16 protein-coding genes are annotated in these 19,409 nt (G+C 72.3%); 5 read left to right on the forward strand and 11 right to left on the reverse strand.

All coding sequences use genetic code 11. The annotated features are described in order from the left end of the window. From ACTWP9_RS04240 to ACTWP9_RS04255, 4 genes are all read left to right on the forward strand, one after another. Entirely contained in the window at positions 1–771 is a 771-nt protein-coding gene (locus ACTWP9_RS04240; RefSeq protein WP_443244584.1) for an amidohydrolase family protein, read from the forward strand. Further along, the gene (locus ACTWP9_RS04245) at positions 768–2,102 is read left to right on the forward strand and encodes a phenylacetate--CoA ligase family protein (protein ID WP_443244585.1); all 1,335 of its coding nucleotides are present in this window, start codon (positions 768–770) and stop codon (positions 2,100–2,102) included. The genes ACTWP9_RS04240 and ACTWP9_RS04245 overlap by 4 nt, the downstream gene beginning before the upstream one ends. Positions 2,103–2,121: 19 nt before the next feature. Beyond that, positions 2,122–3,180, forward strand: a complete 1,059-nt coding sequence (locus tag ACTWP9_RS04250) for an NAD(P)-dependent alcohol dehydrogenase (protein ID WP_443244586.1) — start codon at positions 2,122–2,124, stop codon at positions 3,178–3,180. Positions 3,181–3,334: 154 nt separating this feature from the next. Next, on the forward strand, positions 3,335–4,447 hold the full coding sequence (locus ACTWP9_RS04255; protein WP_443244587.1) for a helix-turn-helix transcriptional regulator: 1,113 nt from the start codon (positions 3,335–3,337) through the stop codon (positions 4,445–4,447). 6 nt (positions 4,448–4,453) lie between these two features. Here the strand turns inward: ACTWP9_RS04255 and ACTWP9_RS04260 are convergent, their stop codons facing one another. From ACTWP9_RS04260 to ACTWP9_RS04275, 4 genes are all read right to left on the reverse strand, one after another. Then, positions 4,454–5,758, reverse strand: coding sequence for a phenylacetate--CoA ligase family protein (locus tag ACTWP9_RS04260; RefSeq protein WP_443244588.1), 1,305 nt, complete (start codon positions 5,756–5,758; stop codon positions 4,454–4,456). Continuing rightward, positions 5,755–6,567 carry an amidohydrolase family protein gene (locus ACTWP9_RS04265; protein ID WP_443244589.1) on the reverse strand — a complete coding sequence of 271 codons (813 nt, stop codon included), beginning with the start codon at positions 6,565–6,567 and terminating at the stop codon, positions 5,755–5,757. The genes ACTWP9_RS04260 and ACTWP9_RS04265 overlap by 4 nt, the downstream gene beginning before the upstream one ends. Before the next feature lie 23 nt (positions 6,568–6,590). Beyond that, positions 6,591–8,231, reverse strand: a complete 1,641-nt coding sequence (locus ACTWP9_RS04270; RefSeq protein ID WP_443244590.1) for an FAD-dependent monooxygenase — start codon at positions 8,229–8,231, stop codon at positions 6,591–6,593. Positions 8,232–8,334: 103 nt separating this feature from the next. Further along, positions 8,335–8,823 carry a MarR family winged helix-turn-helix transcriptional regulator gene (locus ACTWP9_RS04275; protein WP_443244591.1) on the reverse strand — a complete coding sequence of 163 codons (489 nt, stop codon included), beginning with the start codon at positions 8,821–8,823 and terminating at the stop codon, positions 8,335–8,337. Between the two features lie 86 nt (positions 8,824–8,909). On the opposite strand from ACTWP9_RS04275, the gene ACTWP9_RS04280 reads away from it, so the two are divergent. Continuing rightward, positions 8,910–10,613: an MFS transporter gene (locus tag ACTWP9_RS04280; protein ID WP_443244592.1), complete on the forward strand. Its 1,704-nt coding sequence runs from the start codon at positions 8,910–8,912 to the stop codon at positions 10,611–10,613. A 312-nt stretch (positions 10,614–10,925) separates the two neighbouring features. On the opposite strand, the gene ACTWP9_RS04285 is transcribed toward ACTWP9_RS04280, so the two are convergent. The 7 genes from ACTWP9_RS04285 to ACTWP9_RS04315 form a co-directional block, all read right to left on the reverse strand. Next, on the reverse strand, positions 10,926–12,239 hold the full coding sequence (locus ACTWP9_RS04285) for an aspartate kinase (protein WP_443244593.1): 1,314 nt from the start codon (positions 12,237–12,239) through the stop codon (positions 10,926–10,928). Continuing rightward, positions 12,236–13,279: a methyltransferase gene (locus tag ACTWP9_RS04290; protein ID WP_443244594.1), complete on the reverse strand. Its 1,044-nt coding sequence runs from the start codon at positions 13,277–13,279 to the stop codon at positions 12,236–12,238. The genes ACTWP9_RS04285 and ACTWP9_RS04290 overlap by 4 nt, the downstream gene beginning before the upstream one ends. An 84-nt stretch (positions 13,280–13,363) precedes the next feature. Then, positions 13,364–14,056: an HAD family hydrolase gene (locus ACTWP9_RS04295; protein WP_443244595.1), complete on the reverse strand. Its 693-nt coding sequence runs from the start codon at positions 14,054–14,056 to the stop codon at positions 13,364–13,366. Position 14,057: 1 nt separating this feature from the next. Then, positions 14,058–14,996 carry a pseudouridine-5'-phosphate glycosidase gene (locus tag ACTWP9_RS04300; RefSeq protein ID WP_443244596.1) on the reverse strand — a complete coding sequence of 313 codons (939 nt, stop codon included), beginning with the start codon at positions 14,994–14,996 and terminating at the stop codon, positions 14,058–14,060. 36 nt (positions 14,997–15,032) lie between these two features. Further along, positions 15,033–16,118 (reverse strand): aldo/keto reductase, encoded by a 1,086-nt coding sequence (locus tag ACTWP9_RS04305; RefSeq protein ID WP_443244597.1) that lies wholly within the window; start codon positions 16,116–16,118, stop codon positions 15,033–15,035. After that, a complete protein-coding gene (locus ACTWP9_RS04310) occupies positions 16,109–17,056 on the reverse strand; it encodes an SDR family oxidoreductase (protein WP_443244598.1) in 948 nt (315 codons plus the stop codon). Before ACTWP9_RS04310 ends, ACTWP9_RS04305 begins: the two co-directional genes overlap by 10 nt. A gap of 81 nt (positions 17,057–17,137) precedes the next feature. Further along, positions 17,138–18,769, reverse strand: a complete 1,632-nt coding sequence (locus tag ACTWP9_RS04315) for a carboxylesterase family protein (RefSeq protein ID WP_443244599.1) — start codon at positions 18,767–18,769, stop codon at positions 17,138–17,140. Positions 18,770–19,409: the final 640 nt, after the last annotated feature.

The following is a 19,409-nucleotide window of genomic DNA, read 5'->3' on the forward strand; positions in this document are numbered from 1 at the left end:
GTGACCGGTACGGAGCACACGCCGGTTTTCGACTCCCACGCGCACCTCGCGGGCGCGGACGGAGCCACCGAACGGCTGCTGCGGACCATGGACAGCAACGGCATCAGCCGTGCCGTCGTCGTGGCGGGCGGCGCTGTCGACCCCGACCGGCTCTCCCGCCAGATCATCGAGGGCGGCCACGTCGTCGACGACGCCGACAACGACGCCGTGCTCGCCGGATGCGCCCGCTCCGGCGGCCGGCTGGTGCCGTTCTTCTTCGCCAACCCGCACCGGCGCTGCGCCGACTACCGGGCGGCGGCCGGGGCGTTCCGCGGACTGAAGCTGGCGCCCTCCGTGCACGGCGTCGGCCTGCTCGACCCGCGGACCGAGGCACTGGTCGAGCTGGCGGCCGCCCGGCGGCACGGCGTCTATCTGCACTGCCTCCAGCGCCCCGGCTTCGGGGTGGCGGAACTGGTGCGGCTCGCGGCGGAGTTCCCCTCGGTCACGTTCGTGCTCGGGCACGGCGGGGTGGGCGACATGGACCTGTACGGCGTCGAGTTGATCCGGCCCCGGCCCAACGTGCTGCTGGAGACCTCCGGCTGCCTGAGCGTCGTCGTACGCACGGCGCTCGACCGGCTGGGCGGCGACCGGGTGCTGCTGGGCACCGAGTACCCGCTCCAGCACCCGGCCGTCGAGCTGGCCAAGTACCGGGCGCTGGAGCTTCCGGACGCGGTGTGGCACCGCGTGACCTGGCAGAACACCTGCCGACTCATAGGAGAAGACGTCCCGTGAACCCAGTGGAGACCACCCCGGCCCTCGCCCTGCCGCCGCCGCTCGGCGCGTGGGAGTCGTTCGCCGGCCTGTACGCGTTCCAGGATGCGCGGCTGCCCGCAGCCGTCGAGCTGGCCCGGCGCTCGCCCTTCAACCGGCGACGCCTGGCCCACCTGGGCCCCGAGGCGACCGTCGCCGACCTCGAGGGCGTACCGCTGACCACGAAGGACGACCTGCGGGCGCAGTACCCGTGGGGAATGCTCGCCCTCGACCGCCGCGATCTGGCCACCTACCACGAGTCCAGTGGCACCTCGGGCGAGCCCACGCCCTCCTACTTCTCCGAGCGCGACTGGCACGACGTCACCGACCGCTTCTCCCGCAACGCCGTCGGCCTCGGCTGTGACGACACCGTCCTGGTACGCACCCCGTACGCGATGCTCACCACGGCCCACCAGGCGCACCAGGCGGCCCGCAGCCGGGGTGCGACCGTGATCCCCGCCGACAACCGCTCACTGGTGATGCCGTATGCACGGGTCGTCCGCGTCCTGCACGACCTGGGCGTCACCGTCGCCTGGTGCCTGCCCAGCGAGGCCCTGCTGTGGGCCGCGGCAGCCCGCGAGGCCGGGTACCGGCCCGAGCGGGACTTCCCGGCGCTGCGGGCCTTCCTCGTCGCGGGCGAACCGCTGAGCGAGGCCCGGCGCGCCCGGATCAGCGAGCTGTGGGGCGGCGTACCCGTCCACCAGGACTACGGCTCGACGGAGACCGGCAGCCTGGCGGGCGAGTGTCCGGCCGGGCGGCTGCACCTGTGGGCCGACCGCTTCCTCGCGCAGGTCCACGACCCCGCCACCGGAACCGGCGTTCGCGAGGGACGCGGCCGGCTCGTGATCACCACGCTCTACCGCGAGGCGATGCCGCTGGTCCGCTACGACCTCCAGGACACCGTGGAAATCTCCGCCGCCGACTGCTCCTGCGGCTGGCAGCTGCCCACCGTACGGGTGGCCGGACGCTCCGGCGACGGATACCCGGTCGGCGGGCGCAAGGTCACCCCGCAGCAACTGGAGGAGCTGGTCTACCGGCTGCCCGTGGAGTTCGGGGTGCTGTTCTGGCGCGCCCGGGTGCGGCCCGACGCGGTCGAGATGGAGATCGAGACCGCCGACGGCCGGGGCACGGCAGCCGCGGCCCAGCTGACACATGCCCTGCGCTCGGTGCTCGGGGTCGGTTCCCGGATCCGGGCGCTGCCGCCCGGCGGCCTCGTCTCCCGCGAAGAGCTGCGCCGCTCACACGAGTTCGTCAAACCGCGCACCGTCTTCGCGGCCGACGAGGACTGGGGCCGCGCGGTCCACTACTACTGATCTGATCGGGAGACGCGCAATGCCATCCCTCACCACCCGGCTCGACCGGGTCTCCGCCTACATGGCGCCGAAGGCGGGAGCGCCGCTGGAACCGACCGTCATCACCCGGCGCCCGCCCGGCGCGCACGATGTGCTCATCGAGATCCGCTACAGCGGTATTTGTCACACCGACCTCGATCAGGTGCGCGGCGACTGGGGCCAGGGCATCTACCCCATGGTCCCCGGGCACGAGATAGCGGGCGTGGTCGCCGCGGTCGGCGACGGCGTGACCCGGCACGCCGTGGGCGACCGGGTCGGCGTCGGCTGCTACGTCGAGTCCTGCGGCAGCTGCGCCAACTGTGCCGCGGGCGCCGAGCAGTTCTGCCGGCGTATGACCTCCACGTACAACGCCGTCGGCGCCGACGGCCGGCCGACGTACGGGGGCTACAGCACCCATATCGTCGTCGACGAGCGCCATGTGCTGCGCCTCCCCGCCGAGCTGCCGCTGCACCGGGCCGCGCCGCTGCTGTGCGCCGGGGTGACCATGTATGCGCCGCTGCGCCGCTGGGGGGTGCGGCGGGGCACCCGGGTCGCCGTCGTCGGCATGGGCGGGCTCGGGCATCTGGGGGTCCGGCTGGCACGGGCGATGGATGCACAGGTGACGCTGCTGAGCGGCAGCCCCCGCAAGGAGGCGGACGCGCGCCGGCTGGGCGCCGAGCACTTCCATGTGCTGTGCGGCCCGGAGGACTTCACCCCGCTGACCGGCTCCTACGACCTCATCCTCAACACCGCGCCTGCCCGCGTCGACCAGGACGCGTATCTGTCGCTGCTGGCCGTCGACGGTGTGCTGGTGCATCTGGGTATCGCCGACGCACCGGCCTCCGTGGCGCCGTTCTCACTGGTGTACGGCAGAAAGGCGGTCGCCGGTTCCATGATCGGCGGGCTCCGCGAGACCCAGGAGGCCCTCGACTTCTGCGGGGCCGCCGGGATCGGCGCCGAGGTCGAACTCATTGATGCCGCCCGCGTGAATGAGGCCCTCGCGCGGATGGAGGGCGGCGATGTCAGGTACCGCTTCGTCATCGACGCGGCTACGTTTTGAGGGAGCGACCGGAGGTTGCCGGTAAGGGGGTGCCCCTTGCCCGATCCCGCGGACTGCGGGTGGGTTGTGGCTGGTCGCGCAGTTCCCCGCGCCCCTGACGGGGCGCTGCCCCCGATGCCGGGTTCGCAAGATCCGCCGAGTGAAGGAGGTCACCGTGGCGCGTAGGTCGGCCCGCGAGAGGGAGGGGTTACTCAGCGGCGTGGCCCGCGCAGCGGATGCGGCGGAGTTGTTCGCCCTCGCGGCGGCGAAGCTGCAAAGGCTGGTACCGCACGATGCGGGGGTGTGGCGGGTCACCGACCCGGTGAACGGGATGATGACCGCGCCGGTGCACGCGGAGAACATCGGCGATGCCGAGTGCGCCGCCTACTGGGAGTGTGAACTCCTCGACGAACAGATCAACCTCTTCCGCGACCTGGCCCGCGCCCCACAGCCCGTCTCCGGGCTGTGGGAGTCCGCGCAGGGCCGGCCGACCCGCAGCGCGCTCTACCACGACTTCCTGCGCCCACGCGGGATGCAGGACGAGTTGCGTGCCGTGCTGCGGGTCGGCAGTACGACGCACGGCTACGTCAGCCTGTTCCGCGAGCGGGACCGGGCGCCCTTCACCGCTGCGGACAGCCGCTTCGTCGGCTCGCTCGTCACCCCGCTGGCCCGCCGGCTGCGCGCGTTCCACCTGCCGCTGGACCGGCCCGACGCGCACCGTGCCGACCAGCCCGGACTGCTGCTCTTCGACACCGCCGGCTCGCTCGTCTCCGTCAACGAGGCGGCGCTGGGCTACCTCAACGACCTCCCGGACGTGCCCACCACCCCCTCCGGGCTCGGCTACCGCATCCCGGTCTGGATCCACAGCACCGCCATGCAGGCCCGGGCCCTGGCGCGGGCCGGGGGGCGCGGCGAGGCCAGGATCCGGCTGCGCACCACCGCGGGACAATGGCTGATCTGCCATGCCTCGTGCCTGCGTTCTGCGGACGGAACGCTGCAGTCCTTCGCCGTCGTCATCGAACCGGCCGGGCTGGGCGAGATCATGCCGCTGGTGGCCGGCGCCTACGAGATGTCCGTACGGGAGCTGGAGGTGACCCGGTGCGTCGCCCGCGGTATGTCGACCGAGGCCATCGCCCGCCGGCTGTACCTCTCGCCGCACACGGTGCGCGACCACATCAAGGCGGCGTTCGAGAAGGTGGGCGTCACCAGCCGTGGCGAGCTGGTCGGCAAGCTGTTCATCGAGCACTACGCCCCCCTCGCCGAGGGGGGCGCAGACTCGGCCGGCTGACGCGGCTCACTGGTACAACAGCGCCTTGTCCCAGTCCTCGTCCGGTCCGAACAGGCCGCGGGGCTTGACCACATCGGGCATCGCCCGCAGCAGCTCGGTGGGCAGCAGCCCCCCGGGCGGCAGCGCCGTCACCCGGGCGGGCACCCCCAACCGGTCGCCGATGGCCCGGTCCAGCCGGTCCGCAGCCCCCTCGGCGCGGTCCGCAGCGGCCTCGATTTCCACGCGCAGCACGTCGGGCTCGGCGCGGGCCCGCCAGAAGAGCACCTCGTCCTCGTCCGGCAGCCCGAAGACCAGCTCCTCCAGCCGGTGCTGGGTCACCGTGCGCCCACCCACCGGGTACCCGAAGGCGGAGCGGCCCAGCACCGTGACGGTCGGCAGCTGCCAGCCGCAGGGGCACTCCTCGTACGACACCTCGACGGTGTCCTCCAGGTTGTAGCGGACCAGCGGCATGGCCTCCCGGTAGAGGGTGGTCACCACCAGCTGGCCGGATCCCTCCGGTGCGCACCGGCCGGTCGCCGGGTCGTACACCTCGAAGCGGGCCCGGTCCGCCCACAGATGCAGCCGTCCCGCCGGGCACTCACCGGCGAGGGTCCCGGTCTCGGTGGATCCGTACTCCTCGACGACGGGCACGCCCCACAGCCGGCCGATCCTGCTGCGGCGCGCGGGAGTGAGCGGCTCGCCGCCGACGAACAGCGCACGCAGGGCCGGGAAGTCACGCCCCGGCTCGTATCCCGCGGCCCGCGCACCGGCGGCCCACAGCAGGCACTCGGTCGGCATCGACCAGGTGAGGGTGACCTCCAGATCGTGCAGGGCCCGCACGATGCGCGAACAGGGCGTCGCCAGTGACCGGTTGTCGCCGGGCACCACCGTGGCGCCGTTCAACCGGGCCGCGGCGTGCGCGAGATGGCCGGTCAGCAGCAGTGCGTAGGGGGTTCTGACCAGCAGCGTGTCGGCAGGGGTCAGCCCCACGTGCTTGCGGGCGAAGCGTTCGGCCAGGTCCTGCCAGTCCTCGGCGGTGTAGTAGGAGGGGGTGGGCTGCCCCGCCGTACCGCTGGACTCGTGGTAGGTGGCCAGCCGTTCGCGTTCCACCGCCAGCAGGCCGAACGGGTAGTTGTCGCGCAGGTCCTGCTTGCTGGTCAGTTCCAGCCCGGCCAGGTCGGTGCCTGCCGGGGCCGGCCCGGAGCCGAAGCGCTTGGCGTAGAAGGGGGAGCGGGCCGCCCAGGAGAGGCTGAGGGCGAGCTGCTTCTCCTGCCCGGCCAGCAGCTCCTCGGCGCTCGTCCAGTCTCCCAGTTGCGGCAGGTGCGCGTTCATAGCAGGTCCCTTCCGAGTCCGAGTATGCGGTGCGCGTTCTCCCGGACGACCCGGGCCACGGTGGTGGCGTCGAGGCCGAGCGCGGCGAACTTGGCCAGCTCCACGCCGGGGTCCTGCAAGGGATGCTCCGAGCCGAACAGCACGCGGTCGCCGCCGAGCCGCTCCAGCGCCGCACGGAGCGTGACGGTGTAGCCCCCGGACGTCTCGACCAGCACATTGGGGCTCTCGCGCACCAGCTCGATGCCGTACACGTCGATGTTCCCGATGCCGCAGTGGCCCAGGACGAACGTCACCGCGGGGAACGCGGCGGCGAGCTCGACGAGTTCGGCGACGCCGGAGCCGGGCAGCGGCAGACAGACGGTGTAGACGCTGTGCCCTGCCCGGCCCGCGGTCTCCACCAGCTCCGCGGTGCGCGGATCCGCCAGCGGTACGCCGTGCACCGCGGGCGAGACCTCCATGGCGGCGTACCGCGCGGCCTGCTCGGCGTAGGCGCGCGGGTTGTGCGGGTTGGCGAAGTAGCAGGGGACCAGCCGGTCGGGGTGGGCCTCGCAGGTGTCGAGCAGCGCGCTGTTGCCGGCGTCGTCCGTCACCCCGCCGCCTTCCAGGAACTGCCGGGCGATCCGCTCCAGCGGCGCCGTACCGCCCGCCGTCGCCAGGGCCCGCCGGATACCGTGCGCGTCCATGGTGGCCAGCAGCGCGGCGGCGGCCTCGGCTCCCGGCCGAAGCCGGACCCGGAAGTCGAACGCCACGCCCCCGCCGGGGAGTTGGCCCGCCGTCATGACGGACGTCACCGCTCTGGCAGGTGACATCGCGAAGGGCGGGCCGACCGGCGTCACGGCCGCCGCCCTTCGGTCATGTTGCCGCTGACCGGATCGAGGACCTCGCTCCAGTCGGCGGGCGGCGTCTCGCCGCGCCAGGCGATGTGCTGGTCGGGACGGACCAGGACCAGGGACCGTTCCCACACCCCCCGCGTGTGTGGGTCGTCCACGGCCAGTACGTCCAGCGGGATGCCCCGCTTGTCGGCGGCCCTGGCCGCGTCCCGGCCGAGCTCCTTCCCGGAGAAGTCGACCAGCGTGAACCCCCGGGAGAGCCGGTCGAGCAGCGGTGTGCCGTCCGGCAGCCGCACGCTGGGCGCCCGGGAACCGGGCCAGGTCGAGGGGGTGATGCCGGTCCACCGCCAGGTGGGCGGCGCTTCGCCGGTGTCCGTCTGCTCGGCCAGGACGAGGGGCGAGGAGCTGTAGCGGTAGCCGAAGTGGATGCCGGTGTTCTCGATCTGGTAGCGCTCCTGGGCGAGATAGCCCGCCAGATGACTGGGCGGTGCGCCTGCTGCCGCCAGCTGCGGGAAGCGCTGCCAGACCTCCAGCAGGTTGAAGCACATCTCGCGGTTGAACAGCGCGACCGGCCGCCGTTCGGCCTCGTACGACTCCAGCAGCGCGGGACCGCCCCAGCCGCGCAGCACCCCCGCCAGCTTCCAGCCCAGGTCGACCGCGTCACCCAGCCCGGTGTTCGCCCCGTGTCCCCCCATCGGGTAGAACTCGTGCGCCGCATCGCCCGCGAGGAAGACACGGCCCTCGCGGTAGCGCTCCGCCACCCGCATCCGGCCCCGCCACCGGGTGACCTTCAGGACCTCCTCGACGGTGATGTCGGTGCCCAGCCGACGGCTGAGCACCCCGATGGGGTCGCGTTCGAAGTCGGTGTCGTCCAGCTCCGGGAAGAAGGCGGTCCAGGTGTCCTTCTCGTCCCGTGAGACCAGCGTCGCGCCGCCCGCCGAGATCCCCAGGAAGTATCTGCCGTACGGGCGCAGCCGCGGGTCCGTGCTGCGGAAGTAGACATCGCAGTGATCGGTCTCCGGGCCGACGGTGGGCATGGCGATGCCGGTGCCGCGCCTCACCGCGCTGCCCGCGCCGTCGCAGCCGACCACGTACTGGGCCTGGACCTGGTACTCCTCGCCCGTGGCCATGTCGGTGAGCGTCGCCGTCAGGGTGCCGTCCGGCAGCCGGGTCAGCTCCCGGAAGGCGGTGCTGGTGCGCAGCTCGACCAGCGGCTGCTCACCGGCCCGGCGGCGCAGCAGCTCCTCCAGGACGTTGCCCGGGAGCCGCTGGTACGGCTCCAGTGGTGCGGTGCCGTCGTTGGTCCGCGCGATGTGCGCGAACGCCTCGTCGACGGAGGGGTGTGTCCACTCGTCGACCGGCGGCTCGGCAAAGCTGCGGAACCACTGGAAGTTGAACGAGTGCCCGGCGGGTACGCCGCCGGCGCGGATCTCGTCGGCCACGCCCAGACGCCGGAACAGCTCCATGCTCCGGCCGTTGACGAAGTCCATCTTCGGATGCGGCGACGGTGCGCCGTGCCGTTCGACGAGGAGGCCGGCGACGCCGTGGTGCGCCAGCTCCAGTGCGAGAGTCGAGCCGACCGGGCCGGCCCCGACGATCAGGACGGGGACGGGCCGTTCGGCCGAAGCATGCCGTTTTCCCATGCCGATCACCCTGCCGGGCCCATCGCCCCGGCACATCCCGTGATCCCGTCACGCAATCACGCCACTCCATGGCATGGGCCCCGCGTTGCCCACAACCTGGCGGTCATTTTTGGGCGCGCAGGCGCTCGGTCAGTTCGGGCAGCGCTTCGCTGAAGGAGCGCAGATAGTCCAGCACCGTTGCCAGTTCGTCCTCGGAGTGGGTCCGGCACCAGGCGTCGAGGGCGTCGAGGACGGGCGAGTAGAGCGCGCCGGTCCGCTCCCGCTGGGCGCTCTCGGGGTGGATGATCACCTTGCGCCGGTCGGCCGGGTCCTTGCTGCGGCGGGCGAACCCGGCCTGCTCCAGCCGGTCGACGACGCCGGTGACGGCGCCCGTGGTCAGCCCGGTGAGTTCGGCGAGCCGGCCTGCGGTGAGCGGGCCCGCGTGGTCGAGCACGCCGAGGCAGAGCAGGTCCGTGCTGCCGATGCCGAGCCGCGCCGCGACGGCCTGGTCGGCCAGTGCCTGGCGGGTGGCCACCGTGCGGGCCTCTTGGTAGATCGCCCGCGTCAGCTCCTGGCGGCGCGGGCCTCCTGAGTGTGCGTGTGTGTTGCCCAATGCGGTTGCACTTCCCTCACGTCGTAAATATCTTAGAAGCTAAGGTAACCAACTTAACACTGATCCGCCTCGAAGGGACCAGCAGCATGAGCAGTGAAGCAACGACGGCCACCGGACCGCCGGAAGCACCGCCCCGTGGCGGGAGTTCGCGCGGCGTCCTCGCCGTCGTCCTCATCGCCGTCTTCGTCGACGTCCTGGACGCGAACATCGTCAACGTCGCCATCCCCGCCATCCAGCGCGACCTGGGAGCGACCAACTCGGCCATCCAGTGGTCGCTCATCGGCTACACCCTCCCCTTCGCCCTCATGCTCATCACCGGCGGCAGGCTCGGTGACATCTTCGGCCGCCGGCGGCTGTTCTTGCTGGGCATGGCGGGCTTCACCGCGGCCTCCGTGTTATGCGGTACGGCGGTCTCGCCCGGGATGCTGATCACCGGACGCGTCGCGCAGGGCGCCATGGCGGCCATGATGGTGCCTCAGGTGCTCTCGATCATCGCGGCCACCATTCCGCCCGCCAAACGCGGCGGAGCCTTCGTCCTCTACGGAATGATCGCGGGAACCGCCAATGTGAGCGGTCCCATCCTCGGCGGGCTGCTGCTCAAGGCCGATCTGTTCGGGCTCGACTGGCGGCCCATCTTCCTGGTCAACCTGCCCGTCGGGATCTGCGCCTTCGTCATGGCGATGCGGCTGCTGCCGGAGAGCCGGAGCGAGAAGCCGCTACGGCTGGACCCGCTGGGTGTCCTCCTGATCACCGGTGCGCTGCTTGCCGTCCTCTATCCGCTGCTCCAAGGCCGGGAGTTGGGCTGGCCCGGCTGGGGCTGGGGTCTGATGGTCGCCGCGCTTCCGGTGATCGGACTCTTCGTCGTGTGGCAGCGCCGCAAGCAGGCGGCGGACGGTTCGCCGCTGGTGCCGCCCTCACTGTTCCGGCTGCGTGGCTTCAACGCCGGGCTCGTGGTGATGCTCAGCTTCCTCACCGCGATCATCGGCTTCTTCCTCATCATGACGCTCTACCTCCAGCGCGGACTCGGTTACTCACCGCTGGCCGCCGGTGCCGCGAGCCTGGCCTGGCCGATCGGCGTCACTCTCGCCGCCATCTTCATCAGCAACGCGGGCACCGCGCCGAAGCGGATCGTGGTCACCCTGGGCGCCGTCGGTATGGTCGTCGGGCTGCTGCTGCTGATCGGCACCATCGAGCTGGCCGGCACCGACCTCAGCGGCTGGTATCTGATCCCCTCGCTGCTCGTCGGCGGCCTGGGCATGGGCCTGGTGATGGCGCAGGCGACCAACGTCAGCCTGCTCGAAGTGCCCGGCTCCGACTCGGGAGCGGCCTCCGGAGTCTTCAACGCGGTGATGCAGGCGGGCGGAGTGGTCGGCGTCGCCGTCATCGGGGTGCTGTTCTTCGGCGCCGTCGGCTCGCAGGCGGGCCCCGGCTCCGACGCGGTGGTCGGCGAACTCCGCCGCGATCTGCGTGCCGCGGCCGTCACCGGTACCGCACAGGATCGGGTCGTCGGCGCCTTTACGGCCTGCCATGAGCGGCAGATGGCCGATCAGGAGGGGGCGGGGGCGCCGCGGGGCTGCCCCGCGGCGCTGGCGGACGTTCCGCGCCCGGCCCGCGCCGAGGCCGGCCGGGCGCTGGCCGACGCGGCGGATGAGGCTCGCGCCCATACCTACACCAACGCCATGCAGCGCACCCTGTGGTGGGACGTCGGGCTGCTGATCGTTGTCACCGCGCTGACGTCTCTTCTCCCTCGCGGCGGCGCCCCTGAGGGCTCAGCCGAACGTTCGGGCTGAGCCACCGTCGGCCCCTTGCCGCTGCAGCTGAACGCCGCTGCGGCGGTGAGGGCGTACCCGGCATTGGGGGGTGCGCTTGCCCACCCTGCTCCCCCAAGCTCTTCGAGCAGGGGGTACCCCCAGGGCGCAGACTGCCCAAGCTTCGCAACACAGGGGAAGGCGCCCCGTCAGGGGCGCGGGGAACTGCTCCCCCAGCCTCCGGCCGGGAGGTGCCCCCACCAGCCACAACGCAAGCCGCAGCCCGCAAGCGACCGGCAGGGCACCCCCTCATCGGCACAAAGGAAGGCCGCAGCAAGAGGCGCCGGACAAGCCCTAGCCGCCAACGCGTTCGGCGTCCAGGGCGAACGCCGCGTGGAGGACGCGCACCGCCTCCGCGAGGCGCTCGGCAGGAACGAGCGCCGAGGCCCGCATCTGGGTGGTGAGGATCCAGGTGGTGGGGATGCCGGCCTCCGCAAGGGTGCTGAGCATCCGGGCCGTGCACTCGGGACGGTTGAGCAGCCCGGTGCCCACGACAGTGACCTTGCCGACCTCCTCGTCGACCCGTAGAAAGCCACCGAACGTACCCACCAGCCGCTCCAGCGCGGGCCGCGCGCCGCGCAGTTCGCCGCGCCGGGTGGAGAAGCCCATCCGGAACTCCTCCTCCTGCGGCCCGGACCGGGCCACGAGGTCGACGGGCAGCGCATGCTCGGCGAGTATCCGGAGGACGTCGGGGGCGATGTCCCGCCCGGCGCCCGCGCAGCGCACCAGCACCCGGGCCACGTCCGTGTCATGGGTGACGGCGGTGACGGCCGGCGCGGTCTCCAGCGCCGTCTCGTACATACCGGTGATCACTGTTCCTGGTCCTTCCGTGGCGGAGCTCAGCACATGGGTGGGCATCTGATGCAGGGCGGCCAGTTCCACGGCGCGGGAGTGCAGCACTCGGGCGCCGGTGAACGCCATTTCGGCCATCACGTCGACGGGTATGTGCGGCAGCAGCCGGGGCGCTGCGACCACTCGTGGATCGGCGCTGAAGACTCCTGCGACATCCGTGTAGATCTCACAGCGCTCGGCTCCCAGGCCGACGGCCAGCGCGACCGCGGTGGTGTCCGAGCCGCCGCGGCCCAGGGTCACCGTGTCACCGCTGGAGTTGACGCCCTGGAAGCCGGCGACGACCGGAACGACACCGGCGTCCAGCAGCCCCAGGATGCGGCCCGGCGCCAGTCGGTCGATCAGTCCGGAGCCGTGCCGCCCCAGTGCCCTGACGCCTGCCTGGCCGCCGGTCAGCGACAGGGCGCGGGTGCCGCCCGTGTGCAGCGCCATCGCCATCAGGGCCGCCGAGGCGAGCTCCCCGGTGGCCAGCAACTGGTCGGCCTCGCGCAGGTTCGTACCAGGAGCTGCCCCGGCGGGCGTGAAGTGCCGAGCCCGGGCGAGCAGTTCGTCCGTGGTGTCGCCCTGCGCGGAGACGACCAGGACGACGCGCTCGCCCCGGGCCTGCGCCGCGCCGACCCGCCCGGCGGCGTGCCGGATCAGCTCGGGTGTGGCCAGCGAGCTGCCCCCGTACTTGTGGACGACCAGTCCCGGGCGGCGCCCCCGCGGCGGCCCGGTACCGGCGGCAGCCGGGCGCGCCAAGGTCTGCGAGGTTCTCATCGCGGCACCGGCCGTCCCCGTACCACGCGGAAGTCCGTGGCCTCGATCGTCGGGGAGATCCCGGCCAGCTCGAAACCGGCCTCCGCGAAGATGTGCCGCAGTTGCGCCTCGGTCCGCTCGAAGCCGCCTGCCGTCAGCACCAGCATGTTGAGGTCGCTGAACGCGGTCTCCACACAGACCGACTCGCGGGCGGTGTCGGGGAGTACCGGCTCCAGCACCAGCAGGGTGTCCGAGGTGTCCATCGCGGCACGGCAGCTGCGGAGCAGGTCGATCGCCCGAGCGTCGTCCCAGTTGTGCAGGACGCTCTTGAGGAGATAGCCGTCCCCGTCCTCGGGCACCTTGTCGAAGAAGTCGCCCGCCACCACCTCGCAGCGGGCGGCCAGCTCCGCCTCGGCCAGCCGCTCGCGGGCCTGCCCGGCCATGGCGGGCGTCTCCAGCACGATGCCCTGCTGGCCGGGGCAGCGCTCCAGGATCGCCGCCAGCAGCGTCCCGTCGCCGCCTCCGACATCGACCAGGGTGCGGTACGGCGAGAAGTCGTGTCCGGCGACGATGAACGGCGCCTCGAAGGCGGCGTTCGCGGCCATCGCGGAACGGAAGGTCTGCGCGAATTCCGGGTGCTGGGCGATGTAGGAGTAGAAGTCGGTGCCGTGCAGGGTGTCGAAAGCCGCCTCGCCGGTGGTGATGCTGTGGGTCAGCTGCGACCAGGAGTGCCAGAACTCCTCCCCGCAGAACAGCGCGGCGATATCGACGAGATGGCCGGGCGCCGAGGTGTCCAGCAGCGCTCCGATGGGGGTGGTGCCGAAGGTGCCCGGCTCCGGCTCGGTCAGTACGCCGAACGTCACCAGTGCCCGCAGCAGCCGGTGCAGCGACGGCGGATGGGTGCCGGTCAGCGAGGCCAGTTCGGCGCTGCCGCGCGGGCCCTCGCGCAGCAGTTCGGGGATGCGCAGCTCCACCGCGGTACGGATCATCTGCGAGGTCATATAGCCGTACGTCATCCGTACCAGCAGTGCTCGGCTGTCGGCGGTGTCCTGGGCTGTCATGGCGTTCTCCTTCGCTGGACGTCTGCGGTCTTCCGGACACGGCCGGGCGCCGGGGCAGCGCTGCCCCGGCGCCCGTTCCGCTGCTCAGGCCCCGACGGGAACACCGGTCAGCACCGCCGTGACCACCGCGTCGAAGGAGTCGACGACGGTATCGGCACCGGCCGCCGTGAGCTCCGCCGCTTCGGCGACCCCGTAGCCGACACCGATGGTGGCCATCCCGGCGGCGGCGCCCATCTCGATGTCGCCGGTCGCATCGCCCACCACGACGCACTCCTGGGGTGCGAGGCCGAGTTCCTCGGCGACCTTCAGCGCCATGTCCGGATGCGGCTTGCCGCGCGGCACACTGTCGTGCCCGGCGATGGCGTCGAACTGCTCGGCGATCGCGGTCAGTTCGACGGTCTTGACGGCCGCGGCGTGCACCTTGGAGGTGGCGATGCCCAGCTTCCTGCCGGCCTCCCGCAGCTGGAGCAGCCCGGAGGCGACGCCGGGGAAGAGCAGCCTGGGCCCCTCCGTGCGTACGTGCTCGCCGAACAGCCGGCGGTACTCGGCCATGGCCTGTCCGACGTCCTGGTGGCCGGGATCGACGCCGAGCAGCATGGCGAAATTCTGGTCCAGCGGCTTGCCCACCGTCGCGCGGATCTCCGCCTCGACGGGCGAACGCCCCATCGCGCTCAGGATCTTGGCGGTGACCGAGGTGATGGCAGGCGCGGTGTCGGCGAGCGTACCGTCCAGATCGAAGATCACGCCCCGTCGTACGGGACCGGTGGAGACGGCCATCTCAGCTCTCCTCCCGCACGGCGGACAGCGCGACGGCGAACTCGCCGGCGAGCCGCGCATTGCTGATCAGCACCGAGCGCGTCGCGGCACCCGAGCGGCCCGCGGTGGCCTCGCCGACGGCCCGCATCAGGAACGGGCTGACCGCGTTGCCGACCACGCCGGCGCGGTCGGCCTCGTCGAGTGCCTGCTGGATGACCCGCTCGATCTCCGCACCGTCCAGTGCGTCCTGCTCGTCGATGGGCGCGGTCAGCAGCACCGAGCCGCCCTTGTTGACCTCCCAGTGCAGCAGCACCGAACGCGCGGCCTGCGCCAGGTCGTCCACCCGCGGCACCGGGACGTCCGACTCGCGTACGTAGAACGCGGGCAGGGAGTCGGTGCGGTAGCCGAGCACCGGGACACCGGCGGTCTCCAGCACCTCGGCCGTCAGCTGGAGGTCCAGGATCGACTTGGCGCCTGCGCACACCACCGTCATCCGGCTGCGGGTGAACTGCTGGAGGTCGGCGGAGATGTCGAAGGTCTCCTGGGCCCCGCGGTGCACACCGCCGATGCCCGCCGTGGAGAACACCGGGATCCCGGCGCGCTCGGCGCCCACGATGGTGGAGGCGACGGTGGTCGCGCCGAGGCCGCCGCCCGCCATGACCCGGCCGATGTCCCGGCCGCTCACCTTCGGGGTGCCCTTGCTCTGCCCGAACCTCTCGATCATCTCCTCGTCCATGCCGACGACGAACCTGCCGTCGGCGATGCCCAGGGTGGCGGGCACCGCGCCCGCGTCCCGTACGGCCTTCTCCAGCGCGAGCGCGATCTCCACGCTGGCCGGGTAGCCGGGCCCGTGGGCGATGAGGGAGGACTCCAGCGCGACGACGGGGCGCCCCTCGGCGATCGCGCCGCGTACCTCCTCGCTGATGTCGGTCAGGGTGTCCGTGCTGTCCGTGCTTTCCACGTGTCGTTTCCTCTCAGCAGTTGCGACGGATGGGCCTCACGCGTTCGGCGGGGCCGAGGGCCCGCGGCGCTCCCAGGAGGGGGCCGCAGGGGTGCCGACGCCGTTCCTGCGCCGCAGCGCCGGGTCGGCCAGCGCCTCGGGCGTGTAGTGCGCGTCGGCGGGGTTGAGCACCGTGCCGGGTGGTACGCAGTCGTCGATACGGTCGAGCAGGTCGGCGTCCAGCACCGTGTCGGCCGCCGCCAGCAGGCCGTCCAGCTGCTCGCGGGTGCGTGGCCCGATCAGTACCGAGGTCACCGCCGGGTGGTTGCGTACGAAGCCGAGGGCCAGCTGCATCAGCGTCAGTCCGGCGTCCGAGGCGAGCTTGGCCAGCCGGCCCACGGTGGCCTGTTTGCGCCGGTTCGCGGTCAGTTCCAGGTCGAAGTTGGCCCGGTGCGCGGCCTGCCGGCCCCGGCTCAGATCGATCTCGCCCTGGTACTTGCCGGTCAGCCAGCCCTCGCTGAGCGGGCTCCACGTCGTCACCCCGAGGCCGTGCCGGATGCAGGTGGGGAACGTGGCTGCCTCCGCAGCCCTGTTGAGCAGCGAGTACGGTGCCTGCTCGGTACGGAACCTGACCAGTCCGCGGCGCTCGGAGACCCACTGCGCCTCGACGATCTCCTCGGCCGGGAAGGTGGTGGTGCCGACCGCGCACACCTTGCCCGCGGCGACCAGGTCGGTCAGCGCGGAGAGGGTCTCCTCCGGATCTGTCTCCGGGTCGGGCCGGTGCACCTGGTACAGGTCGATCCGGTCGGTGCCCAGCCGGCGCAGGCTCTCCTCCACCGCGCGGGTGATCCACCGCCGGGAGTTGCCCGACCGGTGCGGCCCGTCGCCCATCGGGAAGTGGAACTTGGTGGCGAGCACGATCTCGTCCCTGCGGCGCGCCAGCGCCTTTCCGACGATCTCCTCCGAGCCGCCCCAGGAGTAGACATCGGCGGTGTCCACGAAGTTGATCCCGGCGTCCAGCGCCGCCTCGATCACGCCGACCGACTCCTCGACGTCGGGATTGCCCCAGACGCCGAACATCATCGTGCCCAGACACAGCGGGCTGACCTGCATACCGGTGCGGCCCAACGTCCTCAGTTCCACTGCGCGTCCTCCTCGTTCGCCGCGGCGGGCGCGGCCCACCGGCTCCACGGCTGCGCTGCGATCCACTGGCGCAGCGGGGTCAGCCGGATGCCCAGGTGCTTCTCGGTGGCCGCGGCGTCGGCGGTGAAGGCGTCGGCTCCGGCCGAGGCGCACGCCCAGTGGTAGCCGCCCGCGATGCCGGCGCCGAGCTGCGGACCGAGCACCGCGCTGACCGCGGCCTCGAAGTCGCCGGGAGCCATCGGGTGGAAGGTCACATCCCGGCCCAGCACGTCCTCGAAGAGCGCCGCGAGCCGCGGCCCCGTGACGGCTTCCGGGCCGCCGATCCGCAGCGCGGAGCCGACCAGCTCGTCGGCGCCCTCCAGGGCCGCCACCGTGGCCGCGGCCATGTCGTCCAGCGACATCCAGCTGACCGGCAGCGTGGTGGGCAGCGGGAAGGCCAGCACGCCGTCGTTGACCAGCGCGGGGGCGTGTCCGGGACCGAACAGGTTGTCCAGGTAGAGCGGCGGGCGCAGCACCGTGACCGGCACATCGGCAGCCCGCAGCGTCTCCTCCGCGATCCGCCGGGTCTCGAACGCCGGGTAGCCGGTCGGCTCCGGCGGTACCGGCAGGTTGGTGTTGAACACCATCCGGCGTACCCCGGCCGTCTCTGCCGCGTACGCGATGTTCTCGGCGTACGCAGCGGCCACATCCTCGTCGTAGACCAGCGGGAGGCTCGCGGCCACCCGCGTCACCCCGTCGAACGCGCGGCACAGCGCGTCGCGGTCCGCGAGGTCGACCGGGTGCGCGGTCGCGGCATCCGGCATCGTGCCCGCCTCGGCCGCGCCCCGGGCGATCCCCACCACGGTGCGGCCTTGGGCGGTCAACTGCCTGAGCACCGCGCCGCCCTGGGCGCCGGTGGCACCCATCACCAGATAGCGCTCCTGCTGTGCGTCGGACATGGTCTTCCTTCCTGTCGGCCTGTGGCCGGGGTCGGGGACAGGTGGGTCCAAGGGAGGAATCGGGAAGGACGCGAAGCCGCGTCAGGGCCTGGGCACCCAGCCCGCCCGGTCCCAGAACGTGAGCTGGCGCAGCTTGGGCGTGGCCGCCACGTGCGCCACCCGCTCGCCGCCCAGCACCAGGGAGTGCGGAGCACGGGCCGCGAAGACGGGCCACCGGGGGGCGTTCGGGCTGCGCGGCACTCCCGTGCGGGCGAAGGAGGCCACCAGGTCGATGAAGGTGTGCGAGATCCGGCGCTCCAGCGGGCCGTCCCCGTACACCGGTGCGTTCTGCGGAATGCCGTAGGTGCCGAAGAGGAACGGGGAGGTCGCCTCGTGCGGCGTTCCGTGCCGCGGTGGCAGCACGGGGTGGGCGAAGTCCATGTGGTACTGCGGCAGTCCGCTCTCGCGGGCGCGGCGCTGCGCCAGCCGCAGGATCTGGTAGCGGAACAGTCCGTCGCCGTGGATCTCGGTGTAGAGCGAGAGCGGGTCGTCGGGCAGTCCGTCGGCGCGGGCGGCGGCCCGGTAGGCGTCGAGTGCGCCGTCCAGCAGCGCGTCGGGCACCTCGCGCGCGCCCACCAGCAGGTACTCCCGTGTCATACGCCGCAGTTCGGCCTCGGTGCGTGGTGCGGGCGCGGTCGCATCCGTGTAGAACGAGCCTTCCGTACGGGTGTTGATCACCATGGCCGGCAGCGCCGGCGTCGGCAGCTCGTGGTCGTAGCCGCGCATCCAGCGGCCGTCGACGACCGGGCCGCGGAACATCCGGCCGCTGCCCACCTCGCGGGTGTCCACAGCGCCCGCGAAGTGGCCTTCCCAGGCGTCCATCACCTCCAGCGAGGGAAGCCGGCGCAGCCCGGCCACCGTGCTGTCCAACCGGTGCGCCGTGCTCTCGTACGTGCTGCGCGCGTCGCGCGAGGTCAGGGCGCCGGCCGGGGTCCACACATGCGCTGCGCTGATCGGGACGATACGGCGGACCAGCGGGCGCGTCCGCGGGAGCAGGGCGAGCTGCCACACGCTGGAGCCGCCGGCCGAGGTGCCGCACAGCGTGATGTTGTCCGAGTCCCCGCCGAAGGCCCGGGCGTTCTCGTGCACCCAGCGCAGCAGCGCCGCCTGGTCCTGGAGCCCCCAGTTGGCCGCCGCGTCGCCGGTGCCGAAGCCCTCGTGGAGTCCCCAGCCGAAGCAGCCCAGCCGGTAGTTGAAGGTCACAACGACGAGTCCGCCGCGCCGCGCGGGGCCGCTTCCGTCGTACGTCGGGTTGCTTGCGGTGTTGTACAGCCAGGCGCCGCCGTGCACATAGATGAGAACGGGGCTGCTGCCCGTGAGGTCGGGCGTCCACACGTTGGCGTAGAGCGCGTCCTCGGTACCGTCGCGCGCACCGGGCGAGAGGAAGGGCCGGGAGAACTCCACCGTCTCGCGTATCCCGGTCCACGGCAGCGGCGGTGCGGGCGGTGCGAAACGCAGCCGCCCCAGCGGCGGCCGGGCGTAGGGCACGCCCCGGAAAACGGCGATCCCGTCCTCGTCCGTGCCCCGCACCGCACCCGCCGAGGTGCGGGCCACCGGGCGGTGCCGGGGCTGCGTTTCCCCCGGCGTTTCCTGCGCGGTACGGGCCACGGCCGGGGTGGCGGCGCCCGTGGCCACAAGGGCGGCCGTTCCCGTGAGCAGGGCACGTCGGTGCACCGGCAGCCTCCTTGGACGGGCCGGAACCGCTACGGGCACCGGCGATCGGCGAAGCACGGCTGTGTCAGCCACCGCCAGCCTGGTACGGAGGGGGCCGCGATCACCTCACGCGAACGCGGGATATGCGAGGCGGCGCAGGAGCGGCCGGGCCGCGTGCGAGACCGCCCGCGGGGGCCGTTCGTGAGGGCCGTCTGCGAGGCCCCGCGGGCCGAAAGGGAGTGCTGTCTTCCGCCCCGGAATTCCTGTATGCATGGCTCTGAGCGCCACGCTCGCGTACGACTTGAGAAGCGCAGAAAAGCTCGGGCACGTTGCAGAGCTGAAGGGCACCAACTGCTCGACTGTGCCAAGAGCTTGAGTGAGAGCGGAAGTCCACGGGGGGTGGATCAGCGGACACCGCTGCCGTGCTGTCGGTGGCCGACAGCGTCACAGGAATCAGCCGATCGATTCGACCACTGATTCGACCACGACTGTGCCGACTCGCAGCGCATCAGGAGTCCCCGGTCCTGCTGTGCGGTCCACGACAAGTGACCTTTGGCAAGCCTCCCTACCGCCGACGTACGGCGTGCCGGGCCGCGGTGCCCACGCGTCCCGGCACGGTGCCGCCCCCAGCGGCGGTACGTCGACGTCCATCGAGGCAGGC

The sequence above is a fragment of the Streptomyces sp. 3N207 genome (assembly GCF_052246355.1).
GTDB lineage: Bacteria > Actinomycetota > Actinomycetes > Streptomycetales > Streptomycetaceae > Streptomyces.